Below are 25,847 nucleotides of genomic sequence, written 5' to 3'. Positions count from 1 at the left end.
CTATCCTTACCTATACTTAGAAGATTTTAGCTAAGCAGTTCTTAGACAGTCTGAAAGTCATACAACATTTCCCCAACTCAAGATGTCCTAAAATCTGGATATATTTCTCACAGGAGAAAAATTGTGGTGGAATCTCAACAGTATGAATTCAGTAACGGTCAGAATCAACTGATTAAAGACTTAGCTGAGAAAATGCGCTTTGTCGGCTATTTCCTGGTAGGTATTGGAGTGCTGGTTTCTATCTTTGGAGTAGTTTTTATCACACGGGGTGGTTTTGGCTCTGTGATTCAAGGCATTGTTCAGATTATTATCGGTATCTGGACTAGTAAAGCTGGCTTGGCTTTCCAGCGAATTGTTGATACTCAGGGAAGTGATATTAATAATTTGATGGATGCCTTGGCAGAACTGAGAAAACTCTATGCACTTCAATACTGGCTACTGATTATCACGCTGGTTTTTGCCGCCATCGCCTTGGTTTTTGCCATTATTGGGGCTATTGCTACTCGGTAAGAGACAAAATTCCACTTAAGACTACTCAACCTGCGATTAAAGAGGGCACGGTATGCCGTGCCCTGGTTACCCTTAGCAAAAGTTTATGCCTCTTGGTAAGCCTCCATTCCTAGACACGAGCAAATAAAATGGCGATCGCCAAAAGCATTGTCAATCCTTCCTACAGTCGGCCAGAACTTAGATTCCTCAGTCCAGGGTGCAGGGTAGGCCGCTTGTTCACGGGAATAGGGATGTGACCATTCCCTTGCCATCAGGCTTTGAGCTGTGTGGGGTGCATTTTTGAGTAAATTATCTTGAGCATCAACCTTACCCAATTCAATTTCCTCTATTTCCTGGCGAATCGCTATCATTGCCTCACAGAAACGGTCTAGTTCTTCCTGAGATTCGCTCTCTGTGGGTTCCACCATCATTGTCCCAGCAACGGGCCAAGAAACTGTAGGCGCATGGAAACCGTAGTCCATTAAACGCTTGGCAATGTCATCCACTTCGATTCCGGCACTCTTTTTAAGCGATCGCAAATCCAAAATACACTCATGAGCCACTAAACTATTCGTGCCTTTGTAGAGAACTGGGTAATAAGTTTCTAGGCGATGAGCAATATAGTTAGCATTGAGGATAGCTACCTTAGTGGCTTGAGTCAAACCTCCACCACCCATGAGGGCAATATACATCCAGGAAATCGGCAGGATACTAGCACTACCCCAGGGTGCGGCAGAAATACTGCCAATCGAGAGGTTAGCAGCTTGCAGAGTGTTTTGATCTGAATCTACAGTCGGCAAAGTTTTAGGCAAGAAAGGCACCAAATGCGGCATTACACCAATCGGGCCCATCCCTGGGCCACCACCGCCGTGGGGAATGCAAAAAGTCTTGTGCAGATTCAAGTGACAAACATCTGCCCCAATATCTCCGGGACGGCATAGTCCCACTTGGGCATTCATATTAGCCCCATCCATGTAGACTTGACCACCGTGGCGATGGATAACCTGACAAATTTCTCGAATCGGCTCCTCAAATACGCCATGGGTAGAAGGGTAAGTTACCATCAAGGCGGCGAGGTTTTCGCGATGTTTTTCAGCTTTTGCCTGTAAATCCTCCCAGTCAATATTACCCTGGTGATCACAAGCAACCGCCACTACCTTCAGGCCACACATCACAGCACTAGCGGGATTTGTACCATGGGCAGATTCGGGAATTAAACAAATCTGACGATGCCCTTCGCCTCGATGTTCGTGATATTTGCGAATCACCTGGAGTCCGGCATACTCCCCTTGAGAACCAGCATTAGGCTGAAGAGAAATACCTGCAAAGCCAGTAATTTCGCCTAACCATTCCTCAAGCTGCTGGAAGAGGATTTGATAACCTTCAGTTTGCCAAAGAGGGGCAAAAGGATGAATCTTGCCAAACTCAGGCCAAGTAACTGGCATCATCTCAGCGGTTCCGTTGAGTTTCATGGTACAGGAACCCAAAGGAATCATCGAGGTGGTTAGGGATAAGTCTTTAGCTTCTAGTCGGTGTAGATAGCGCAGCAACTCAGTTTCCGAGTGATAACGATTGAAGACAGGGTTAGTTAAATAGCTGCTGGTACGCCGGAAAGGTTGCTCAAAATTTACACTGTCTAGATTCAGTTCTGCGACGCCAAAATCTAGGGAATCTACAGCCGCAAATATTTTCCAGAGGTCAAGCAAGTCATCAACGGTAGTAGTCTCGTCTAAGGCGATACCCACTGTAGTGGAATCTAAGATACGCAAATTAATTTTATGAGTCTCAGCTTTGGTGAGGATCTCTTCTAAAGTGCGATCGCCTAATTCTACTCGCAGAGTATCAAAAAATGGTTCTGAACCAATGCTATAGCCGAGGCGCTTTAGTCCTTGGGCCAGCATTACGGTTAACTTATGAATTTTCTCTGCTATTGCTTTAATTCCTGCTGCTCCATGGTACACCCCATACATGGAAGCAATTACCGCCAAGAGTACTTGGGCAGTACAGATATTGCTTGTCGCTTTATCGCGGCGGATATGTTGCTCACGAGTTTGCAAAGCTAAACGCAGTGCTGGCTTGCCTTGAGCATCTTTGGATACACCAACAACTCGCCCCGGAACCTGCCGTTTGTAGGCTTCTCGCGTGGCAAAATAAGCGGCATGAGGCCCTCCATATCCCAGAGGAACACCAAAGCGCTGGGTGCTGCCTACGGCAATATCAGCGCCAAATTCACCAGGGGGTGTGAGTAGAGTTAGGCTTAAGGGGTCTGCGGCTACTGTAACTAAGGCTTTAGTTGCGTGAGCTTTGTTGATAAACTCCCGATAGTCGTAAATTGTGCCATCAGTTGCCGGGTACTGTAGCAATGCGCCGAAAATCTCTTGCTCAAAGCTAAAGGTCTGATGGTCACCGATAATAATCTCAATATCCAGAGGTCTAGCACGAGTTTGCAAGACGGCGATAGTCTGGGGATGACAGGCTTGGGAAACAAAGAAGGCATTGGCTTTAGTTTTAGACAAGCCATAACTCATACTCATTGCTTCTGCGGCGGCGGTGCCTTCATCGAGCAAAGAAGCATTAGCGATTTCCAGACCCGTTAGCTCGATAATCATTGTCTGGAAGTTAAGCAGGGCTTCTAGTCTTCCTTGAGCAATCTCTGCTTGGTAGGGTGTATAGGCAGTATACCAACCTGGATTCTCTAAGATGTTGCGCTGAATCACTGGCGGAGTGATGCAATCGTGATATCCCATGCCAATTAATGAGCGAAACACCTGGTTTTTTGAGGCAATTTCTTTTAGCTTGGCTAAGGCGGCGTGTTCGCTTAAGGCTGCTGGCAAATTTAGGGGTTGGTTAAACCGGATAGCTGAGGGAACTGTTCGATTAATGAGATCATCGAGACTAGAGAAGCCTAAGGCTGCTAGCATTTGCTCGATTTCATCAGCATTAGGGCCAATGTGCCGTGTGGCAAAAGCCTCCGTAGTAGCGAGCAATTGTGGGGTAGATAATTGCGGCTGAGACTCAGGGGTGTCTTGAGTGTCTTCTGTTTGTGGATTTGGGTTAACGATATCAAAATTAAGCATATGAAACCTGTATCTGAGGGTTGGCGATGCTGCGCGAGTTGCCAGGGCAGGTAAAATTACTTATTCTTTTGTAACAAACCTTCTCGCAAGAACTCTCAGCACAGGTTAACCGATGTTAAATAAAGATGGCATCAGAGAGAGGAAACTGGAGAAAAAAGACTTTCCTCAGATTTTCAGGATGATCTGGTGGTGATTCCCTTACTCCACAAGGATGCAATCCTTTTGTCCGCAGATACCCTGAATAACTTGAAACGCAGCAGAGATTATCTGGTCGATAGGTTGTATTCGGTTATCTCTACTATTTTCTAGTACACCTAATATTCTTTTAAAAGCTAGGCTTGCAGATAAGACAAGATGTAGTCTTTTAGTAGGTTGGCATTAATATTTGTTGTTGAGTTAAGGCAGGGGAGAGGGAAATTTAGCTTCTTAATATTTGTTGACTCTTGGAGTCCGCTCAGGGTCAATGCTGAGCAAAGTCGAAGCATTGACATATCTTCGTTTATTGGTACTTACCTAATTACATTTAGGTTAATCTCCCAAAGAGATAGTATTGATTATGGCTGAACTCTACTGAAAAGATGGTAACTGGTGTCTTGAGCATATCAGGGCGGCTTAAAAGCACTTATTGACCGCTATAACTAAGAGGTAAAATAGATGGTAATTAACCTACAAAAAGGACAACGCATCTCACTTTCTAAAGAAGCACCTGGCCTTACCAAGCTCATGTGCGGCTTGGGTTGGGATATAGCTAAAAAGTCAGGTGGTGGTATTTTTAGCGCTTTCGGCAATACTCAAAACTACGACCTTGATTCATCAGTTATTTGTTTAGATAGCAATAGCAAAGTGAATAACAGAGCAAATGTGATTTCTTTTAGTAACTTAAGCCACTCATCAGGAGCTATTACTCATTTAGGGGATAATCTTACAGGTGCAGGTGCAGGAGATGACGAGCAGATTGTTGTTGATTTAGCTCGGATGCCAAAAGAAATTGTAAAACTGGTATTCACGGTTAATATTTACGAATGTCTTGCCCGTAAACAAGACTTTGGACAGGTTCAAAATGCCTTTGTACGCTTGGTAAATATATCGAACAATCAGGAACTCGCAAGATATAACTTATCGGGTCAGGAATACCAAGGGATGACTGGGATGATCATGGCTGCAATCTACAAGGATAATGATGAGTGGAAAATGGCTGCCATTGGCAAGGGAGTTAGTGTGAATGGATTGGGGGAACTAGTCAACTCTTATACTTAAGCTAGGGTTGTATATCCAGATAACCCCTACTTCTTGGGGAAATCCACTGCATGTCAATTCGGAATCAAAGTTGTTTTGTAAAAAGAGGTAAGAGTCATGTCAATTAATCTAAGCAAAGGTGAAAGAATCAATCTTGCTAAAGAAGCTCCCGGAATGAAGCTTGCAGGAATTGGTTTAGGATGGGATATCAACCAAACAGATACGGGTTCAGCATTTGACTTGGATGCTTCTGTGTTTATGTTGGGAGCCAATGGAAAAATTCCTAACGAAAAATACTTTGTTTTCTATAACAACTCTGCATCGCCAGATGGTTCTGTTAAATATCAAGGAGATAGCAGAACTGGAGAAGGGACAGGAGACGATGAGACAGTTGAAATCGATTTGAGCAAAGTAGATTCATCGGTTCAAGAAATAATTTTTGTTGTAACCATCCATGAAGCAGAGCAAAGAAAGCAAAACTTTGGGCAAGTCAGAAACTCGTTTATCAGAATTTATGATAATGCTACAGAAAAACAAGTTGCTAAGTATGAGTTAGATGAAGATTTCTCGCGAGAAGCTGCCATTGAATTTGGTAAGCTTTACAAAAAAGATGGTGAGTGGAGATTTCAAGCAGTTGGAGCAGGTTATAATTCAGGGCTTCAAAGTTTTGTAGATAAATATGCTTCTTAGTGGCTATTTGAAAAAGCCTAAATAATAGGACTCTGAACAGAAAGGGGCAATAATCAATGCCCCTTTCTGTCTTATAAACAAACTTAGCTTGATCAGCATAATTTAAGCTGGAATAGACATTCAAACAATATGGGAACTGAATTAATTAAAGGCAGCAGATTTAATCTTTTTCAAGAAGCTCCTGATTTAAAGAAAATTAACATTAGTTTAGGTTGGGAAGTGAGTGATACAGGACAAAATTATGATATTGATGCCTCTGTATTTATGTTAGATGCAGATGGCATAGTTCCTAATGAAAAATACTTTGTATTTTACAACAATTTGAAATCACTGGATGGCTCTTTGAGACACTCAGGAGATGACAGAACTGAGCAAGGAGAAAAAGACGATGAAACAATTCATATAGATTTGCATAAGGTCAATTCTGCAATTCAGGAGATGGTTTTTGTTGTTACTATTCACGAAGCCCAGGAAAAAAATCAAAATTTTAGTCACATTAAAAATGCCTTTATCAGACTTTTTAATCAGGAAACAGGACGCGAGTTAGCTAGGTACGATTTAAAAGAGGCTTTTTCTCAAGAGACGGCTTTAGAGTTTGGTCGGTTGTATAAAAAAAACGGAGAATGGAGGTTTCATGCCGTCGGACAAGGCTATAATGCTGGCTTACAAACTTTTGTAGATAAGTACAAGGTTGAGGATCAACAAAAAGAAGATCAAGAAGAACCTCAAATAGAGACACCTTCAACTAATCCTCAGAATACCAAACAACAGCCTATTGATATTAAGAAAAAGGCAGACATTAACCTTTTAAAAGCAAAAATAGATATTGTCCTTAAAAAGAAAGACATTAATAATGTCGTAGCCAAAGTTGCTTTGGTTTTAGATATTTCTGGGTCGATGCTCCATCAATATACATCGGGAGCAGTACAAGCTTTTGTTGAAAGAATAGTTCCAGTAGCTAGTAGGCTAGATGATGATAAAACCTTAGATGTTTGGTTCTTTGGCTCCAGATTTAAAAGAACTCAATCTGTGAGAGAGGCCAATGTCGATGGCTACATCAAACAACAATGTGGTGAAAGTAAAAGAAGTTTCCTAATTTTAAAAGCACCTGATCTGATGAAGGAATTGGGTTTTGGCAACAATGAGCCTCTTGTTATACGAGATGTAATAAAGAAATACACTCAAGAAAAGCCTAGTAATTTGCCCACATTTATTGTATTTCTTAGTGATGGAGGTGTTACTAATGAGCAAGAAATTAAACAAGCTGTGTTTGATGCCGCTCAATATCCTATATTTTGGCAGTTCGTTGGATTGGCTGGTTCTAACTACGGAATTTTAGAAAGACTAGATACAGTAGGTGGTCGCCTTGTTGATAATGCCGATTTTTTTAATATAGATGATCTAAGCAAAATCACTGATGAGCAATTATATGAAAGACTTCTCAATGAATTTCCCAGTTGGATAAAGGAGGCAAGGTTGAAAGGCATATTAAGCTGAGGCTTGGGTGGTTGTTCCCTAGAATCCCTAAAGAACTTTGCAAACTAAGCTCTCACGCATTTAAATTGGGTATGAGTAGTGACCAAGATGGCTCCACTACAAAGACTTGGTAATCACTGACAATAAGGTTGGAGTAACGAACAGCATACTCAACTATCATAATTTCGTTACAATCAGTAACAAACGAGCAAATAAAATCTCTATCTTCTTGTCAGGGAGATTTTTAACAAAAGTCTTTAGCCGATTAATTCTCCAATATGCCCTTATCGAACACTAAACCCCAGGAATCCGTTGAAGTTGCTACTACGTCTCCAAAACCGTCCTGGCAAATTAAGTTGCTGTACGACGGTGAGTGTCCCTTGTGTGTGCGAGAGGTCAACTTCTTGAGAAAACGGGATGCTGGTCGAGGAAGAGTGACTTTTGTGGACATTGCTGATAATGACTACACTCCTGAAATCCATGGTGGGGTAGACTTTGAGACAGCAATGGGGCGAATTCATGCTGTACTCCCCGACGGTACGATCATCAAAAATGTCGAAGTCTTTCGTCGAGTTTACGAAATTCTGGACATGGGCTGGATCTATGCAGCCACTAAGTTACCTGTAATTGGTTTCATTGTGGATACCTTATACGAAATCTGGGCCGATTGGCGACTGGCGCTAACTGGACGACCAGACTTAGCCACTATTATTAGCGATCGCCAACAGCGGATTGAGTGCGAGACGTCCCAGCGTTGCAGATTGACCGAGGATGATGGATAGACTTTGCCGATGCGCTGAACTTCGTTTCTAGAATTTGAGGGTGAGAATTTACCAAAAGTAGTATTTATCTGTCTCCTAACTCCCAAACTAGCCACAGTTCATTGACAGCGATCATAAATCCACATAGTATCGCCAAGCAAAGGTGCTGTCTTCTCTGAAACTTGATCTTTCCTGTTGTAATAGTCGTGACTGCCTAAACCAGAAATGAAAACAGCATTGGGCGCTTCAACATCAGAACCTATGTAGGAAATGTTGGCTGCTCCTAAATTAGCATCAAAGAAATTGATGACAAATTCATCGGCATGATTCATGGCAAAGAAAGAGCCATAACCATTCGCCTGCACAACGTCAAATTGATAGAGGTTATCTTGCTGAGAATGATTAATTTTTGCAGTAGCACGTAGTGAACCAACTGCTGGAATAGCTTCACTCAAAACTAACTCAAATCCTCTATTATCTGCATCTCGATAGATACTCTTCTGAATACTACATGCTCCTTGGGCATTAACCCGTGGTACTGTCAAATTAACCAATAGAATCGAGAAGCAACTAGCGAAACCAAGAAATGCATACTTCTGCATCACGCTTTTACCTAAAAGAAAATAAACTCAGTTTTATTGAAAAATATCGTAGTTAGACAGGTAATCCGCAAGCACTCCGTTTCTTTTTTAGGAAATCTAACGGTCAACAGGCTTAAAGTTGCTTGAAAAGCTCACAAACCGCCGTGATTTCGCATCTGTATCGAGATTCAGGGATGGCATATGTTTCCAATAAATACCTCCCCAGCTTATAACGGGTCGTGATATGCTGTCATTCAAACCATAAGCAATTCCCAAGTCATGGGCTAGATTGCAGGAAATATAGAACCTACCCATATTAATCTGCCCTTGATTTCCTGCTGTTAAGAAAAAGTCAGCCCCTTGCTCATTTCGGTCTTTGCATGATTGGTAAGTAATCGCAACTGCTTGTGCGATCGCTACATCGTAGTATCGGACTACGCCTCCATCGATAGGTTGTGTAGTGTCGTTCACTGGGATATTTATATGGAGTTCCTTGTACTCTCCTTCTTCATCTCCTTCCGAGAGGAAAGTAATCTCTAAGGGAAAGGGTGCTGCATCGGCTGGGGCAAAAGTCGTCACAGTGGCAGCAGCAATCGCACTGCAAAGTGTTGCAAGCTTAAATTTTGGCTTTTTCATAGTAGCGATTGACCTTTAGGGATTGCAGTAAACCGACACAGCCCCGACAATTAAATTTGAGGCATAAAGTTCAGCTAACTCTGGAATTACAGGCTCTGGGCTAATCTGTGTGTCGTTAGCAATTTCTCTCTGAATCTGTGCGACGGTTACCCCTTGGTTAATTTGTTGGCAAGCATATAACCCATGTCTTACCTTGTCTTGAGTAGACATGACTTGATCGAAACCCAGTTCCACTCCATTTAGTAGCTGGTCAACGGTATTAATAAAAGCTTCATGCTGCGCCCCTGGTAGACCAGATTGAATCATGGGGATTTTTTGAGCGATCGCTGCCAGTGGCGTTAAGGCAGTTACAGTGGTCACAGCGATTACTCTAAAAAGAAACGAGGTCTTAATTTTTGGTATCATTCGTTAGCCGCTTTCGCTTTATACTCCTTTACCCAGTCTGCCCACTCTACGAATAAAGAATTTAGCGATCGCAAACTCTTCACCTGCATGTTGTAAAACCTTTGTAATACAACTATTTGAGGCTTTTTAAAGCTTGAGTTCCATAAATTAAGAGATAATTGCCAGATACCTCCGGCAATTGCGGCAAAAGAGCATTATGCTGAACCTGAAAACTAAATTAGCCTATGGAGTGGGAGAACTGTGATATATTCGGCACTCCTGTCTTAGATAGTACCAAAGTGTAAGTATTCAACCGAATATGTATCAATCAACTAGAAGATCAGGCTAACTTTGGTTTACCTTAGTTGCAGTAATATGCTGAGCAATACAATGTCGGAACAGTTCACAACTCAAGTAAGCGATCGCATTTGTAAGCACATGAACGAGGATCATGCTGAGGCTGTAGCCACTTATGCTAAAGTTTTTGCCGATTCCCCCGATACAGAAGCTGCCCAGATGGTCTCAATTGATGCTCAAGGGATGAATCTCAAGGCACAAATTAATGGGGAATCTGTACCTCTACGCATTGAGTTTGATCATACTCTGCAAGATGCGGAAGATGCGCACCACACATTAATTGACATGCTCAAGCAGACAAGAGGGCAATCGAAACCAAGTACGCCTGCAAGCTAATGATCTAGATTATTTAAACCGCAGAAGAATACAGATTTTTTGAGAATTATCATTCGTCTGCGGTTGCCTATTGGGGATTGGCGGCGATTACTTTTCCCCTTGTCCCCATCGTCAAATTTAACTAATTAACAAGGCAACTTGATAAATTAAAGGAGCCAGTCCTAAGGCTGGAAGGAAAGAGGCTACACGGATTGGAGTCAAACCTAGCAAATTGATTCCCGTCCCTAGAATCATCAATCCACCAACACCTGTCATCAAAAGAATGCGGGGGTCGTTAACAGGGTCAGGCAGTGCTTGAGCCAGCATCCCAGCAACTAGAGAGATGCCACCTTGATAGAAGAGGATCACTAATACGGAGAATCCTACACCAATGCCAAAGCTACTGGAAAGAGCGATCGCCGCAATGCCGTCCATCACTGCTTTGAGAGTAAGCAAAGTATCATCCCCGGTTAGGCCATTATTAAGGCTTCCCAGCAAAGTCATTGGTCCGACGCAAAACAACAAACTAGCGGCGACAAAGCCTTGGGTAAAGCCACCGCCGCCCTTGAAGCGACTTTTGAGCCAGTCACCGACAGATTGGAGTCTCTCTTCAATGTGCCACCATTCTCCTAACAAACCCCCTAACACCATCACCAGTAGTCCTAAGAGTACCCCATCGACTTGACCCACTTGAACCTTCGTCAGGCTTCCCGCCATGCTGAAGCCAATAAACAGGGTAATTAATCCTACTGCTTGGGTGATAATGCGCTGCATCTGCATGGGGAGGCGGTGCTTGAGGAGCATACCCAAGGTAGTACCCAGTGCTACCGTTACCAGGTTAATCCAAGTACCGCTGGTCTTTGCAAGGAAATCGAGAGACATTTTTTGATAATCAGGCAACTACAGCAATATGCAATATCCATCGCTATTGCATAATAGTCGCCTTTTATTTGATGCCAACTAAATTAGCAGATGTTGATCTGCCCAAAGGGCAGCCTGAGTGCGATCGCGCATCTACAATTGATAGAAAATATTTGTCAGGTGATTTTTAATGGTTCCTTCGCTGAGATTAATATCTGCCGCAATTTCTCGATTGCTTTTGCCTTGACCTACACCTCTGAGTTATTCCTTTAGGAGTAGATACCACTCGTGCTTTCAATTATGAGCAAAATTAAGAATATTGTGTTGGTTCACGGTTTTTGGTCAGATGGGTCTAGTTATAGTGAGATAATTTCAACGTTGTCGGCAGAAGGCTACGAAGTAATTGCAGTTCAAAATCCTCTCACTTCCTTAGCTGATGACGTTGCAGCAACGAAGCGTGTTTTGGATCGTCTTGAAGGTCAATCTATTCTGGTTGGTCATTCGTGGGGCGGTATGGTGATTACCGAAATTGGCAATGATCAGCGAGTTTCTGGCTTGGTCTATATTGCCGCGCTTGCTCCTGATGCTGGCGAATCAATGATAGATTTGATGAGTAAATATGGATCTCCATCGCCGCATTTTCAGGAACAAGATGGCTTTATTTGGATTTCAAAAGAAGGCGTACAAAAGATTCTTGCGGATGACCTTTCGGCAGAACAAATAGCATTGATATATGCGACTCAAACTGCGCCATCTGCATCACTACTGGAAGTAAAGGCAGATACACCAGCATGGAAAAATAAGCCAAGCTGGTATATTATTGCAAACAATGATCGGGCTGTTCCACCTGATTTACAGCGTAAATTATCTAAACGAATGCGCGCAACAACAGTTGTTTTAGAATCAAGCCACTGTGCAATGATTTCTCATACAAAAGAAGTTTTGAGCGTTATCAGAGAAGCCGCAGCAAATAGCTGATTCTGGCACTATTGCTGAGTTTCTGAAACTAGGAAAATCAATGCTTCGTTGTGCCACGACTAAGTACATTTTTACCCCCCTAATCCCCCTTATCCTAAGCCTTTGGCGCATGCCCGAAAGGCTTGAGGGGGAACTCTATTACACCGACTCGGAAAGTGCTGTAGGCTTGCCGTCACGAGTTTGCTTACGCACCACCCACACCCATTCGACAAACATTGGCTCAACCGGAAAATGACTTTTGTCATTCCTTTCCATGACTTGAAGCTATGGTGATGGAGCGATCGCTTCGTTAGAGTAAAGTAACGAGTGCTTAAGGGATTAGGAGGTCATTTTATGGAATCAAAACCACGCACTTTCAAAGAAATCACTCTACTGTTTGCAGGGGGGGCTGGCGCTGGAGTAATCATCTTTGCCCTGTTCGGCGGTGTCTGGCAAGTCACTCACTTTTGGTGGGTGATGGCAGCAACTACAATATTCTGCGGTTTATTAGCCGTAGTGTTCCGCCAAAACTTCCAGAAGATGTTAAATGCTTTGATGGACAATGCTCCCTGGATTTAGGAACAGAAGATTAAATATTTCCTGATTTCCTGGCTCAAAAATTCTGTAGGGGGAATTGCGATCACCACGTTTTTCCCGTTTGTCCTCCATGTTGGAATTCAGGCGCGGGTGGGGTCAGTTTCTCAGTGGCAAGAGTGATATCCTATCCCAAATCGAGGTGCAACAGCCTTCCTACCGATCGTGGTGACGCTCTATATCTTTATCCGGTTGCGAGCGCTCATGGAATAGGTCACCATGGGTGATAGACCCTCGATCTCCCTTCAAATCAGGTTCCAGGATTAACTCGTCAACCGTATTTTTCGTAAACCTAGACTGGTCATCAATAGGCTGAAACAGTTATTCAAGCTAAGCGAATAGCCAATTTATCGATAGTAACGCTCTTCTAGCCAGATGAGGACTTCTTCTTCAGAAGCTAAATGAGCCGATCTACCTGTTTTCGGATCGTAGGCGTACCAATAATTGTTGCCAAAAGAGCTTTTTTTATATCTGATTATCGGTTCAGGTTCTTTGGTTAGTACAAAGAGAAACTTTTGTAAGAGTTTGCTTGTCTTTAACCAAAGACTAGCTTTTTTATGACTTACCTCTGTGAAACAATCAGAAGATTTAGCTATTGCTTGATCATCGAAGCATGGGTTTAATTTATTCATTTTTACTATCTCCTTGGGAGATAATTAACAATTTGATGTTTCCTGATAAATACAAGTTATTTTATTTAACCAAAATAATCAAAAACAGTTTTTGATAGCTTTTATGAATAAAATCGATAGATGAAGGTAGCAATTAGCTAATGGTTTCTGCCACAATCCAGATAATGCCTGCACTACTGTCATGAATGGAATTAGCACACACAGGATCAAGCTCTCCCAGCTACGCGCCCTAGTTGCAGTAGCTAGGTACGGTAACTTCAGTGAAGCTGCCTTACAGTTAGAAATTTCTCAATCTGCAGTTAGCCATGCGATCGCAACTTTGGAAAAAGAGTTAGGAGTTTGTTTATTCGCGCGGGGCCGCCAGGGGGCTTACCTGACTACTACTGGTGAAGGAGTAATTAGCTATGCCCAGGAGGTACTCAAACTGTTAGACGGGATGGTTGAGGAGGCAAATTCCCATAAGGGCTTAGAGGGAGGGCGGGTGCGAATTGCCGCTTTTCGCAGTATGGCAACCCATGTTTTACCAGCAATTGTTGCCCAATTCCGCTGTGACTTCCCTCTAATTACTGTCGCTATCACTGAGTATTCAGATTACAGGGATATTGAACAAGCTCTGCGGGAAGGAAGGGCTGACATTGGTTTTATGGAGATTATTGCCAGTGAGCAATTTGAAAGCTGGGAAATTTTTCGGGATGATTATGTTGCTCTACTACCGCCAACGGCTAAGTTGCATAGTAATCAGCTCAATTGGCAACAGTTAGCAGCTTATCCACTAATTGCTGATGTTCCCGGAACGGGTTGTCATCTGAAGGTTTACAATTATCTGCAAATCTCTGACGTGCCTTTGAAGATTGCTTACGAAATTAAAGAAGACTCGACAAGAGTTCAAATGGTAGCTCAAGGCTTGGGAGCAGCAGTCCTCCCTCGATTAGCAGCTCATCCCATTCCCCCAGAAGTGCAAGTTTGTCGACTACCAGTTCCTTTAGAGCGGATAATTGGGGCTACGATTTTAGCGGACGCTCTCTTACATCCTGCGGTATTTGCCTTTTTGGATATGGTTAAAAACAATAGTTCAGTAGTCAGAAGTGTCTCTCTTTGTCAGTCTTAGGGTTGGCTTGTTATTGGCTTTTTTACTGCATTTACGACCACTTATTAACTTTGGCAGAATTTTTGCTTAATGTTTGATTAATTTACGCTCTAAAAGGTAATTTTGCCTAGGTTCGGTAAACCGAAGCAATTGTTTCAAACCAGAATTGTAAAATTAACTGTATCGAATCCTAGTCATGGAAAGTGAGTAGCAATACCCATGAGTTCTTTGCGCGATCGCTTTAATAAATTTACTGGCAAAACTCGATTTGTCGTTTCTCGTTTGTTCATCCATTTAGCTGGAGCAGAGGTAGCGCCACTGCTGGGCATTCTCAATCAGGCTGGTAGGAATGCCATTGAAGCTGACGGTAACCTTGAGGTAGTGGGAGAAGGTCTAGTTGACATTTGCCAAAACCTCCTACAGTTGAGTACCTACTGGCAGTCTGCGGCTAATGAAGGGGATGTTTTCTGGGATGAAGGTGAAGCGGGAGACTACGTTACTGAACTTTTCACTGACTCGGCATCGCGCTATCTGAGTGAACCAGACTATCGGGATCCCTTGCTAGGCGAAGATGAGCCACTGTCTTTACCTGTTACTCGGAACTTGGTGGTGATGATTACAGTAGCCTTTGAGGGGGAAGTTCCTGAACTAGAAACTAATTTGGCTAGTATTGAGGCATTAGAAGACGGCCTAAAAACTTTGATAAATCTGCACTACCAAGAAAAATATCGCGCGGTTCAGATTCACTTTTCTCCAGCGCAGTTAGGCGATGAACTTACCAACGATCAACTGTTGAGCAATTTCCCAGAATTAATTCCTCTCTAACGTAGACTTTAGCTATTAGATGCTAGATTTTAAATTTCATCTGCCATCAACAAGCCAAGTTCTTGGCTTTTCAAGTTGAGCGCTAGTATTTCCCAGAAAAATTGTCGGCACAGTGTTCTAGTTTATGTTGCGTAAATTTATCATTCTTTTCCTGTCCCTGAGTTTATGTTGGACTACCTTTGCTTGTAGTTCTCCTGAACCAACACAAACTCAAAATCGGACTTCTAACACCTCCTCGGCTGTGACAAAGTTAAGTGAGGGAAAATATCCGGTGCAACAAGCCACCTACGATGATTTGAACGGGGAATACTCTCTGATGTTGCTGAATACGCCATCAGGTACTCCCCCAACATTTCGCAGCAATGATTTACAGATGGCTCGTCTCACCGATGAAGAAATTTCAGCGGGAGAAAAGACTTATCTAGAGGTTGACGGTGGTCAAGCGGTGATGCACCTGACCGAAGACTTTCGTATTGAATATGTCCACAACGTTACAGAAACTCAAACTGATCCTCAAACACGTCAGCAAGAAACAGTAATTGTGCGCCAGCAATCTGGCTTTTGGGCTCCTTTTGCTGGGGCTGTAGCAGGTCAAGCTTTGGGAAGTCTATTATTTAGACCTCAATACTATGTGCCACCTGTGTATCAAGCCGGGGGAGTTTTGAATGGTTATGGTGGATATGGCAGCAGCTATGGTCAAGCAGTGGAGCGATATCAAACCCGCTACCAAGCACCACCCCCAGTTGTTCGCAACCGTCAGGCTTTACGAACCACCGGCCGCTTAAGAAACGCAACCTCCTCTAGTCAAAGAGATACCATTCGTAGGACATCGCCAAGTAACAGTCGGGCTACAGGGTCAGGATTCGGTTCAAGCACTCTGCGGCAATCCGACAAATCGGGTTCTGTCCGCAAGAAACCCTCTAGTAGTAGTTTTGGCAGTAGTGGTAGCAGTTCACGCTCTCCTCGACGCTCATCAGGGGCAAGGAGACGGCGCTAAAGCCAGCTTTAGATATAGATAATTTCACATCTTTCCGAGTCCTGCTGAAGAGATTCTTCAGCCAAGAGGTGAGTTGCTCCTAGGTAGTCAACGAGGTTCTCCATAAAGTGGCAGCCGTCGCTAAATGAGCAGGGGGGCCAACCCATTTCCGGCCCTCCCAGAACTTGCCCAGCAATAAAGATAATCTGATGATAAAAATCAGATAAATCCATTGTTTCGATCAGTCTACGTAATTTCAGAGGCGAGGGCGAGATAAAATCCACATCCAGATATTCTGGTTCTACCAGTTCTAAGTCTTCCCAATTGGTATAGGATTGGCGGGTTTCCCAAGACTCTAAGGAGTAGCCTAGAGCAAAATGCATTTCGTCTAATACTTCCACATCCCAAACTTTATCAGCTACTTGATCTAGCCAAAGTTCGATGGTGTTATACAGTTGAGTGTTTGGCAATGAGAGCAGAGCTTCTTTGACAGCGGCAACACGCCATAGGGTCTGAATTTTCATGGTAATAACCTCCTTTGAGTAGATGGACAGTGTACGTAGCGTAATACTTTGCAAACTGTCCATTATACGGCAAAATAAAATACAATTACATTCTTAACTAAATAAAATCCAATTGACCATGGTTGAGATGGTCTTTTGTTGTGATTATCTACACGTCATCGCTGAAGGTAATTTGCTATGATGTAGGGTTGACTTTTTCTTTGAATGTAGAAGGAATGGTCGCTCTTGGTCACTGAGGAGGGTTAATTGGCGCTGCACGTGCCAATAGTTAATTGAAAATTGACCTTTTACACCCATATTCGGCTAATAGTATCACTTTTCCATTTATGCTCCCATCCCCGAATACTGCTTTAATCCCCTACGCCACAGCCAACGGTTCCACACAAAAAACAACACACCCCAAGCCAGCATCACCAGCACACCACGCACCACATTTTCCGGCAACCCAACTAAGATAGATGCTGGGAAGTAAATCAGATAAGGAAATGGTGTCCATAGTGCCACCTGGCGCACTAAGGGAGGAAAAACTTCCAAAGGAGCAATCATGCCCGAAAGAAATAAGTAGAATAAAAACCAGAACTGCTCAATTGCCGTGGCTCGTTCTGTCCAGAAAGCGAAGAGGGCAAAGGTATATTGCATCAAAAAACGCAAGATAAATGCCATTAACGTTACCAGAGAAAACAGCAAAATCTGGCTTAAACTGGGTAACCACATAGCCTGGGGATAGAGCAAGAAAAACAAAGCCACCAAGACTAGGGCGAAGGGTAAACGGGCAAACCTTTCGGAGAAGTGACCCGCGAAGTGGTGCCATACGGGATCAATTGGCTGTAGGAGTCGGGGAGAAAGTCGCCCTTCTAATACTTCTTTTTCAAACTCCCAGATTACCCAAACTACAGTGAACTGGCGGACGAGAAAAACCACGAGAAAATAGCGAATAAACTCTGTAGGTTCTAGTCCAAACTGTCCCCCCTGGGATGCCTTAGCCCAAGCACCCATAAGAATCAGAGGCAAAATGCCCGACAACATCCAAAAAATCAGCTCTGCTCGGTACTCCAGCATATAGGCGTAGTACACCGAGAGGAAAGCTCTGGCTATGGGGATAAATTTTTTCATCAGACTACCCCGGCGCGGAAGACACGACCAATTACTTCTTCAATTGGCGGTTCAGTGACTGTTAAATCCAGCACTTCCAGTTCACTGAGAATCCGGGTAACAGTGCTAGTCAGTACCTGACGCTGCACCAGGAAACGCACTTCTCTACCTTCCACTGCTTCTAGTTCAGCGTAGGTAGATAGCTTGTCATGAGGACATGGCTGAGCCAGTTCTACCTTGACTTCGCGGTAAGGGGCAAAGCGGTTAAGTAATCCTTCCAAAGAACCATCATAAATGAGCCGACCCTCATAAATGAGCAATACTCGCTGGCAAAGAGCGGTGATATCGGCCATGTAATGACTGGTCAAGAGTACCGTAGCACCTGTGCGCTGGTTGTACTCCCGCAAAAAGTCCCGCACCCCAAGTTGGGCGTTGACATCCAATCCAAGGGTGGGCTCATCGAGGAATAGTACTTGAGGCTGATGGAGGAGTGCTGCTAGTAGTTCTGCTTTCATGCGCTCACCCAAAGATAGTTTACGGACTGGCTGAGTCAGCTTGCCTTCTAGAGAAAGCATTTCTGTGAGTTCTCCAATTCGGTGGCGGAACTCTTTGTTAGAAATTCCATAGATAGCAGCATTAATTTTTAAAGAGTCCAGTGCTGGCAAGTCCCAGAGCAACTGTTGCTTTTGCCCCATCACTAAGGTAATCTTCTGCAAGAAGGCTGATTTACGCTCAAAAGGTACATAATCGGCAACCCTCACTTGACCACCAGAGGGATGAATCAAGCCAGTAAGCATCTTCAGTGTGGTAGTTTTGCCCGCTCCATTAGGACCTAAAAACCCCACCACTTCACCAGGTTCAATAGCAAAAGAAACGTCTTGAACTGCTTGCACAGAACGGTAGGTGCGGCGTAGAAAATGAGCTAATGTACCTTTGAGGCCTGGTTCTTTAACTGCTACCGGATAAGTCTTACTTAGGTTTTGGGCGGTAATAATCGACATAGATTTTTAATCTACCTTATGGAGGGCGCTAGGATGTATGGCGAGCGCTAAGAACTGATTTATCAAGCAAATCTTGAGGCAACCAACCCCTCAAATCAGTGGTTTCTGATTGAAGGTGCAGATTGCAGGTTGGCAATTTTCGTCCTTGGTTAGTAGCTACAGCTATTCGTTGACTATGATTAACCTCCCTGGTTACCGTCTTCTTACCCCAATCTACGAAAGTGCTAATTCTCTGGTTTATCGCTCGATCCGAGAAGAAGGTAATCAACCCGTTATTCTCAAAGTTCTCAAAGAAGACTATCCTACACCCTCCGAACTTACTCGCTATAAGCAAGAATATGAAATCACTCGCCATCTGAACCTAGATGGAGTGGTCAAAGCTTATGCCTTAGAACCCTATCAAAGAAGTTTTGTTATCGTCTTTGAGGATTTTGGCGCAATATCCTTAGAACAATTGATGGATGACTCATTAGGGGCTAAGAGATTCTTGTACTTACCTGAATTTCTCAACATTGCCATCAAGACTACGGAGATTTTAGGCACTATTCACAACAGCAATGTCATCCACAAAGATATTAACCCCTCTAATATTGTCCTCAATCCAGAAACCGGGCAACTCAAAATCATCGACTTTGGCATTTCTACTGTATTAAACTGCGAAAATCCTACTCTCAAAAATTCCCATTTCTTAGAAGGCACTTTAGCTTACATGTCGCCGGAACAGACGGGTAGGATGAACCGTTTCTTAGATTACCGCACGGACTTTTACTCCCTTGGCGTCACTTTCTATCAACTGCTGACTGGAAGATTACCTTTTGCCACCAATGATGCTTTGGAATTAGTACATTGTCAGATTGCTAAGCAGCCAGTGCCACTCCATCAGTTAAATCCCCAGATTCCTAAAATTCTGTCGGACATAGTGATCAAATTGATGGCGAAAACTGCCCAGGAACGATACCAAAGTGCTTGGGGAATTAAAGCTGATTTAGAAGCATGCCTAAACCAGTTACAGATAACTGGCAGAATTGAGGCTTTTCCGCTCGGTTCTAATGATATTTCTGACAAGTTTCAAATCTCCCAAAAACTCTATGGACGGGAAGCGGAAGTTGAAACTTTACGGGCAGCCTTTGAGCAAGTAGCGTCAGGGGAAGGGAGGCCGGGGGGATTAGCTTGCCTCCAACTTATGCTGGTGACAGGTTATTCTGGTGTCGGAAAATCAACCCTAGTACAAGAAATTTATCAACCAATTACTGAAAAACGCGGCTATTTTTTAACTGGTAAATTTGACCAGTTTAAGCAAAATGTTCCTTACTCTGCTGTTGTGAGCGCCTTCGGCGGATTGGTACAGCAACTGTTAACAAAAACTGAAGCACAGCTTGAACAATGGCGAGAAAAACTAGGACGTGCTTTGGGTTTTAATAGTCAGGTCATTATTGATGTTATTCCTGAAGTAGAACTGATTATCGGTAAACAGTCACCTGTCCCTGAGTTAGGCGCGGCTGAGTCGCAAAATCGCTTTAATTTAGTTTTCCAAAACTTCATCCGAACATGTTGTAGGAAAGAGCATCCCTTAGTCATCTTTTTGGATGATTTGCAGTGGGCAGACTCTGCTAGTCTCCAGTTAATAGACTTGATGATGACAGATGAGGAGACAAGATATCTGTTTCTGATTGGAGCCTATCGAGATAATGAAGTCAACCCCACCCATCCCTTGATGATGACTCTTGAGAGGTTGAGTAATCTTGGCACAACTGTCAATTTTATTACCTTAACTCCTTTACCTGGTGAACAGATTGGTCGGTTAATTGCTGATACATTGCACACTGACATGGCATTTGTGCAACCATTGGCAGACTTAGTGGTGCGTAAAACTGAAGGCAATCCTTTGTTTGTTAATCAATTTTTGAAAACGTTGTATGCGGAAAAGCTAATAACTTTTAATTATCCTCAATCCTTGACACCTCTAACCCCGCTTAGTGAAGAAGAATTAGCAACAGCAGCAATCAATTCAGCTTCTTGCCAAGAGAGTGGTAGGGGAAGTTACTGGCAATGGAACTTAGCTGAAATTGAGGCAACTGATATCACTGAAAATGTGGTGGAGTTGATGATTAGTCAGTTAAAAAAGTTGCCCGAATCTACACAGCAAATTTTGCAATTAGCGGCTTGTGTCGGTGCTGAATTCGACTTAAACATCCTTTATATTATTTCTGAAAAGTCTCCAGGAGAAATTTTCTCTTACTTAGTTGCGGCAGTTCAATCGGGGTTAATTATAGCTACATCTGATTTAGATAAAAATCTGCTAATTCAAGATTATAAATTTCTGCACGACCGTGTACAACAAGCAGCTTATACTCTGATTGCAGACGAGCAAAAACAAGCCGTCCATTTAAAAATTGGGCGTTTGTTGTTACAGAATAATTCAGCAGAAGCATTATTAGAGAAGATATTTAAAATCATTGGTCATCTCAATCTTGGGGTTGAACTGGTGACTCAACAACCAGAAATAGAAGAAATTGTCAAGCTGAATTTGATGGCAGGTCAGAAAGCTAAGTCAGCCACAGCTTATTCAGCAGCATTTGAGTACTTTAATACAGGGGTCAAACTCCTGATTACAGGTAATTGGCAAAATCAGTATGACTTAACTTTAGTTCTACATCAAGAAGCGACGCAAGCAGCCTACTTAAAGGGTGATTTTGTCCGTATGGAGCAATTGGCTGAGGTAGTACTCAACCATGCCAAAACTCTGTTGGACAAAGTGAAAGTTTATGATAGTAAAATTCAGGCGGCTGTGTCGCAGGGAAAGCTCAAAGAAGCAATTAAGATTGGTCTGAAAGTGCTGGAACAGTTAGGAGTTAGCTTACCAGAAAATCCTAGTCAGTTGGATATTCAAAAAGGACTGGAAGAAACTGCTTCGCTCTTAGTTGGAAAGGAAATTGAAGAGTTAATTAATCTGCCATTAATGACAAAAGCTGAAGCGCAATCAGCTAATCATATCATGTCGAGTATATCTTTTGCTTCCTATGCAGCGGCTCCTAACCTGATGTTGCTCCTACTTCTATCACAGGTTAATTTATCTATAAAACATGGTAATGCAACCTGCTCAATATTTGGTTATGTCGGTTACGGAGGACTTCTCTGTGGAGTAGTTCAAGACATTGAGTCAGGTTATAAATTTGGTAAGTTAGCCTTAAATTTAGTGGAGCGATTAAAAGCAACTAAAAGTAGGGCTAAGGTATTCGAGGTCTTTGGTTTACATGTCATGTTCTGGAAAGAACATCTCAGAGAAACACTACCAATTTTGAGGGAAGGTTATCAAAGTGGAGTAGAAACCGGAGACTTTGAATTTGCTAGTGGTTGTGCTTTTTCTATATGCAATCATTCATATTTTCTCGGTCATGAACTTACGGAACTAGAACAAAAAATAGCAGCTTATAGTAAGGTTATCAGCCAACTCAGACGGGAAAACTACTCGAATTGGACTGCCACATTTTGGCAAGCAGTCCTTGCTTTGCTACAGCGGTCTGACAATCCTAGCAGATTAATTGGTAATGCCTACCATGAGGAGCATGCACTACCCCGTGCTATCGCCACAAACGACCGCTCGGAAATTTACTACTTGCATCTACATAAACTTATATTAGGTTATCTGTTTGGTGAGGATCATCAAGCCATCCAAAATGCTGCAATAGCAGAACAATATTTGGATGGTGTGACAGCACAGATAGCTGTACCGCTATTCCATTTCTATGATTCTTTAGCCCATTTAAGTATCTTTGACGAGGCTTCTCAATCGCAACAAGAAACTTTTCTGGCTCGAATTAATGCCAACCAACAAAAGATGAAACTTTGGGCCCACTATGCACCAACAAATTTCCTACATAAATTTCATTTAGTGGAAGCAGAAAAAGCGCGGGTTTTAGGAGAAAATTGGCAAGCATCAGAATTTTATGAGCAAGGGATTCAAGGAGCAAGCCAAAATGAATATATTCAGGAAGAAGCTTTGGCTTATGAATTAGCAGGTAAGTTTTATTTAGCTCATAACAGAGATAAAATTGCCCAAACTTATCTGCAAGAAGCTCACTACGCTTATACTCGCTGGGGAGCGAAGGCAAAAGTTAAAGATTTGGCAGAAAAGTATCCCCAGTTTTTTGCTCAAAGGTTGTCAAATTCCAGCAATACTACCTCAATAAATTTAACTACTAACTCAAAAACATCTACTGAACTCGATTTGACTAGTGTACTTAAAGCATCACAAACTCTGTCGGGAGAAATTGAACTCAACACCCTGTTGGAAAAAATGATGCAAATCGTTTTGGAAAATGCAGGAGCTCAGATAGGTTATCTCATTCTGCCCTCTCAAGCTAAGCCTGGAAAGGAGGAAAGACAATGGGTGATTGAGGCCTCAGGAAAAGTTGCATCTAATCAATTCCAAGTTCCACCATTCATCCCGATGGAAACAGTAGATGGCAGTAGTGAGCACCCACTGGTGTGTGATGCTATTATTAATTATGTAATCCATACTCAGGAAAATGTTGTTTTAAATGATGCGACTAAAGACGGTAATTTTACTCGTACTTCTTACATCCTTAAACAACAGCCGAAATCAGTTTTATGTATGCCTTTGTTGAATCAAGGCAAACTAATAGCTATTCTGTACCTGGAAAATAATCTGACGACTGGGGCATTTACTAAAGATAGATTAACAGTATTAAAACTCTTAACTTCACAGGCAGTAATTTCCCTGGAAAATGCCAGACTTTATGCTGAAGTGCGCGAAAGTGAGAGGTTAATTAGCAACTACAATCGCAGCTTAGAAAACCAAGTTGCCCAACGGACAGAGGCATTGAGCCAAAGTGAAGAGCGCTTCCACGAAATTGCAAAAACTATCAGTCAGTTCTTCTTTGTGCGGTCAGTTAATTCTGGTCAATTTCTGTACGTTAGTCCAGCCTATGAAAAGATTTGGGGACGTACCTGTGAAAGTCTATATCAAAATCCTCAATCGTGGATCGAATCAGTGCATCCCGATGATCGCGAATTGGTTCTAGGTTCCCTCAAAAAACAGCTAGAAGGAAATGGCGTCAGGCGAGAGTATCGGATTATTCGACCTGATGGTTCAATTAGCTGGGTTGTTGCTGATATTTCCGTGGTTCGTGATCAACTAAAACAACCTCTGCGCTTTGTGGGAATCGCCGAAGACATCACGGAACGCAAACTAGTAGAAGCTGAAATTATCCGCTCTAGAGACTTACTAGAATCAATTTTCAATGAATCTGCAGATGCAATTTTTCTGGTCGATCCGGAAACACTTTTGATCGCAGACTGCAATCAGCGTGCGGTGGAAATGTTTGAAGCTCAACGCAAAGAAGAATTACTCAACACTAAGGGAAACACCCTACAAAAAAAACCTTTTGTAGCAGAAGACTTGAGTTCTATTGCCGACGAAGTAAACCTTAAAGGCTTTTGGAGTCGGGAATTAGAATATGTTACTAAAAAGGGAAACTTGTTTTGGGGTAACTTAGCGGCTAAGCAAATTTATATAGCGGGTCAGGCAATGCATCTAGTTCGCGTTACGGATATTACTGTACGCAAACAGGTAGAAGAAAAACTGCAAGAAAGTAAGCATTTTATTCAACGAGTTGCCGACGCTTCTCCCAATCTTTGGTACATCTACGATCATATCGAGCAGCGTAATGTCTATGCCAATCGCGAAATTGCGGCTATTTTGGGCTACACCCCAGAAGATATTCAAGTAATGGGTTCGGCAATTCTGCCAACGATTATTCACCCTGAAGACCTCGCAAAATTTCCGGAGTATATCAAACAATGGGAGACTGCTTCGGATCAAGATATCTTGGAAATCGAGTATCGGGTGAGGGATTATCAAGGAGAATGGCGGACTCTAATCAGTCGAGAAACCGTGTTCGTGAGAACATCTGAAGGTAAGGTAAAGCAGGTTATTGGCACATCCACTGATATCACTGACCGCAAACGAGTAGAAATAGAACGGCAACAAGCTATTGAAGCTGCCGATACCGCCAACCGAGCGAAAAGCCAATTTTTCGCCAATATGAGCCACGAATTGCGCACCCCCCTCAATGCAATCCTTGGCTTTTCCCGACTGATGAGCAAAAGCCAAAATCTGGCTCTGGAATACCAAGAAAAACTCAAAATCATAACCCGTAGCGGAGAACACCTGCTCACTCTCATTAACCAAGTTTTAGATTTGTCCAAAATTGAAGCAGGACGCATCACCCTCAACGAAACAGCCTTTGACTTATTTCGTCTGCTGGACGAGTTGCAGAAGATGTTCCGACTCAAGGCTGATACTAAGAAATTGCAGCTAGTTTTTGACCAAACTCCTGACGTTCCCCAATACGTGCAAACCGATGAAGTCAAGTTACGTCAAGTCTTGATTAATTTACTCTCTAACGCGATTAAGTTTACCCAGGAGGGAAGCGTTGCCGTGCGGGTGAGTTTGGGCAGAAGGGATCAGGGGGACGAGGTAAAAAATATTTCCCCATCTCCTTCATCTCCTCTGTCTTCCTTGTCTCTTCATTTCGAGGTAGTTGATACAGGTGTTGGTATTGCCCCAGAAGAGTTAGATAGTCTCTTTGAAGCCTTCGTGCAAACACAAACAGGCAAACAATTTCCAGAAGGCACCGGTTTGGGTCTGCCTATTAGTCAAAAATTCGTGGAATTGATGGGTGGTGAAGTTACCGTGCAAAGCCAGGTAGGGTGTGGTAGTACTTTCCAATTTGACCTTAAAGTTATCCTAGCTGATGCCAAGGGGATTACAGCCCCACTTGTGCCGCCTGAGGATCAAGTAACTCTTGCTCTAGATACCACGCCAACTGAGATGGTTACTCTTAACCCAACTGCCCTAGCTGCCTTACCTGCTGAGTTAATAGCTAATCTCTACGGAGCAACCCTTGACGGGGATTTCGATTTAATGCTAGACCTGATTGGACAAATCCGCTCTCGAAATGAGTCCCTTGCCAACGGTCTGGATTGTTTGGCAAAGAATTTTCAGTTTAATCAGTTACTGGATTTAACCCAACCAAGAGACTCTTAAGCGGTGGTGCATTTGACTGACAACACCCAAGCACAGCATACTCGGAAATTAAAAATTGTAATTGATTACATTTAAGTAAAATGAGGGCTTTAAAGCTATGTTTATCTTATGTCACAATTAGGGCAGCAGCTTAGCTGGGGCATCTCAGGTTAACTATTGATAATCTCTCTAGAGAGAATAATGAGCAGTCTTTATCTTTAGCAAAAGCATCTAAAAAGTTAAAG

The 25,847-nt window shown here is 42.9% G+C and carries 22 protein-coding genes; 13 read left to right on the top strand and 9 right to left on the bottom strand.

From position 1 onward, the window contains the following. Positions 1–123: 123 nt before the first annotated feature. On the top strand, positions 124–510 hold the full coding sequence (locus ACT7WV_RS08055; RefSeq protein ID WP_445102406.1) for a hypothetical protein: 387 nt from the start codon (positions 124–126) through the stop codon (positions 508–510). A gap of 83 nt (positions 511–593) precedes the next feature. Here ACT7WV_RS08055 and gcvP read toward each other — a convergent pair whose 3' ends face one another. Further along, on the bottom strand, positions 594–3,566 hold the full coding sequence (gene gcvP, locus ACT7WV_RS08050) for an aminomethyl-transferring glycine dehydrogenase (RefSeq protein ID WP_445102405.1): 2,973 nt from the start codon (positions 3,564–3,566) through the stop codon (positions 594–596). A gap of 654 nt (positions 3,567–4,220) precedes the next feature. Here gcvP and ACT7WV_RS08045 point away from each other — a divergent pair. From ACT7WV_RS08045 to ACT7WV_RS08030, 4 genes are all read left to right on the top strand, one after another. After that, positions 4,221–4,823: a TerD family protein gene (locus ACT7WV_RS08045; RefSeq protein ID WP_445102404.1), complete on the top strand. Its 603-nt coding sequence runs from the start codon at positions 4,221–4,223 to the stop codon at positions 4,821–4,823. A 96-nt stretch (positions 4,824–4,919) separates the two neighbouring features. Beyond that, positions 4,920–5,492 (top strand): TerD family protein, encoded by a 573-nt coding sequence (locus tag ACT7WV_RS08040; RefSeq protein WP_445102403.1) that lies wholly within the window; start codon positions 4,920–4,922, stop codon positions 5,490–5,492. 129 nt (positions 5,493–5,621) lie between these two features. After that, entirely contained in the window at positions 5,622–6,989 is a 1,368-nt protein-coding gene (locus ACT7WV_RS08035; protein ID WP_445102402.1) for a VWA domain-containing protein, read from the top strand. 257 nt (positions 6,990–7,246) lie between these two features. Further along, positions 7,247–7,750 (top strand): thiol-disulfide oxidoreductase DCC family protein, encoded by a 504-nt coding sequence (locus ACT7WV_RS08030; RefSeq protein ID WP_445102401.1) that lies wholly within the window; start codon positions 7,247–7,249, stop codon positions 7,748–7,750. A 98-nt stretch (positions 7,751–7,848) separates the two neighbouring features. Here the strand turns inward: ACT7WV_RS08030 and ACT7WV_RS08025 are convergent, their stop codons facing one another. The 3 genes from ACT7WV_RS08025 to ACT7WV_RS08015 form a co-directional block, all read right to left on the bottom strand. After that, positions 7,849–8,331, bottom strand: coding sequence for a hypothetical protein (locus ACT7WV_RS08025; RefSeq protein WP_445102400.1), 483 nt, complete (start codon positions 8,329–8,331; stop codon positions 7,849–7,851). 96 nt (positions 8,332–8,427) lie between these two features. After that, positions 8,428–8,946: a hypothetical protein gene (locus ACT7WV_RS08020; protein WP_445102399.1), complete on the bottom strand. Its 519-nt coding sequence runs from the start codon at positions 8,944–8,946 to the stop codon at positions 8,428–8,430. Positions 8,947–8,961: 15 nt separating this feature from the next. Continuing rightward, complete coding sequence (locus ACT7WV_RS08015; RefSeq protein ID WP_445102398.1) at positions 8,962–9,306, bottom strand: DUF732 domain-containing protein; 345 nt, start codon at positions 9,304–9,306, stop codon at positions 8,962–8,964. A 414-nt stretch (positions 9,307–9,720) separates the two neighbouring features. Here ACT7WV_RS08015 and ACT7WV_RS08010 point away from each other — a divergent pair, with 414 nt between their 5' ends. Further along, complete coding sequence (locus tag ACT7WV_RS08010) at positions 9,721–10,023, top strand: DUF2470 domain-containing protein (RefSeq protein WP_445102397.1); 303 nt, start codon at positions 9,721–9,723, stop codon at positions 10,021–10,023. A 117-nt stretch (positions 10,024–10,140) separates the two neighbouring features. Here the strand turns inward: ACT7WV_RS08010 and ACT7WV_RS08005 are convergent, their stop codons facing one another. Further along, on the bottom strand, positions 10,141–10,884 hold the full coding sequence (locus tag ACT7WV_RS08005) for a DUF554 domain-containing protein (RefSeq protein WP_445102396.1): 744 nt from the start codon (positions 10,882–10,884) through the stop codon (positions 10,141–10,143). Positions 10,885–10,974: 90 nt separating this feature from the next. On the opposite strand from ACT7WV_RS08005, the gene ACT7WV_RS08000 reads away from it, so the two are divergent. From ACT7WV_RS08000 to ACT7WV_RS07990, 3 genes are all read left to right on the top strand, one after another. Continuing rightward, on the top strand, positions 10,975–11,136 hold the full coding sequence (locus ACT7WV_RS08000) for a hypothetical protein (protein WP_445102395.1): 162 nt from the start codon (positions 10,975–10,977) through the stop codon (positions 11,134–11,136). Between the two features lie 27 nt (positions 11,137–11,163). Next, the gene (locus tag ACT7WV_RS07995) at positions 11,164–11,841 is read left to right on the top strand and encodes an alpha/beta fold hydrolase (RefSeq protein WP_445102394.1); all 678 of its coding nucleotides are present in this window, start codon (positions 11,164–11,166) and stop codon (positions 11,839–11,841) included. 333 nt (positions 11,842–12,174) lie between these two features. After that, the gene (locus ACT7WV_RS07990; protein ID WP_445102393.1) at positions 12,175–12,399 is read left to right on the top strand and encodes a hypothetical protein; all 225 of its coding nucleotides are present in this window, start codon (positions 12,175–12,177) and stop codon (positions 12,397–12,399) included. A 362-nt stretch (positions 12,400–12,761) separates the two neighbouring features. On the opposite strand, the gene ACT7WV_RS07985 is transcribed toward ACT7WV_RS07990, so the two are convergent. After that, positions 12,762–13,046 (bottom strand): hypothetical protein, encoded by a 285-nt coding sequence (locus tag ACT7WV_RS07985; RefSeq protein ID WP_445102392.1) that lies wholly within the window; start codon positions 13,044–13,046, stop codon positions 12,762–12,764. A gap of 181 nt (positions 13,047–13,227) precedes the next feature. Here ACT7WV_RS07985 and ACT7WV_RS07980 point away from each other — a divergent pair, with 181 nt between their 5' ends. The 3 genes from ACT7WV_RS07980 to ACT7WV_RS07970 all read left to right on the top strand — a co-directional run bounded on the left by ACT7WV_RS07980 (position 13,228) and on the right by ACT7WV_RS07970 (position 15,955). Next, positions 13,228–14,154, top strand: a complete 927-nt coding sequence (locus ACT7WV_RS07980; protein WP_445102391.1) for a LysR family transcriptional regulator — start codon at positions 13,228–13,230, stop codon at positions 14,152–14,154. A gap of 198 nt (positions 14,155–14,352) precedes the next feature. Further along, a complete protein-coding gene (locus ACT7WV_RS07975; RefSeq protein ID WP_445102390.1) occupies positions 14,353–14,958 on the top strand; it encodes a DUF1517 domain-containing protein in 606 nt (201 codons plus the stop codon). A 124-nt stretch (positions 14,959–15,082) separates the two neighbouring features. Continuing rightward, on the top strand, positions 15,083–15,955 hold the full coding sequence (locus ACT7WV_RS07970) for a hypothetical protein (RefSeq protein WP_445102389.1): 873 nt from the start codon (positions 15,083–15,085) through the stop codon (positions 15,953–15,955). A gap of 8 nt (positions 15,956–15,963) precedes the next feature. Here ACT7WV_RS07970 and ACT7WV_RS07965 read toward each other — a convergent pair whose 3' ends face one another. The 3 genes from ACT7WV_RS07965 to ACT7WV_RS07955 all read right to left on the bottom strand — a co-directional run bounded on the left by ACT7WV_RS07965 (position 15,964) and on the right by ACT7WV_RS07955 (position 18,551). After that, positions 15,964–16,458: a hypothetical protein gene (locus ACT7WV_RS07965; RefSeq protein WP_445102388.1), complete on the bottom strand. Its 495-nt coding sequence runs from the start codon at positions 16,456–16,458 to the stop codon at positions 15,964–15,966. A gap of 324 nt (positions 16,459–16,782) precedes the next feature. After that, positions 16,783–17,571, bottom strand: coding sequence for an ABC transporter permease (locus tag ACT7WV_RS07960; RefSeq protein ID WP_445102387.1), 789 nt, complete (start codon positions 17,569–17,571; stop codon positions 16,783–16,785). Further along, positions 17,571–18,551, bottom strand: coding sequence for an ABC transporter ATP-binding protein (locus ACT7WV_RS07955; RefSeq protein WP_445102386.1), 981 nt, complete (start codon positions 18,549–18,551; stop codon positions 17,571–17,573). The genes ACT7WV_RS07960 and ACT7WV_RS07955 overlap by 1 nt, the downstream gene beginning before the upstream one ends. A gap of 175 nt (positions 18,552–18,726) precedes the next feature. Here ACT7WV_RS07955 and ACT7WV_RS07950 point away from each other — a divergent pair, with 175 nt between their 5' ends. Continuing rightward, positions 18,727–25,623, top strand: coding sequence for an AAA family ATPase (locus ACT7WV_RS07950; RefSeq protein ID WP_445102385.1), 6,897 nt, complete (start codon positions 18,727–18,729; stop codon positions 25,621–25,623). Positions 25,624–25,847: the final 224 nt, after the last annotated feature.

It is taken from the genome of Symploca atlantica LB2515 (genome assembly GCF_052546295.1).
The sequence above is the reverse complement of the archived record's forward strand: the minus strand, read 5'-3'. Positions and strand labels throughout refer to the sequence as shown.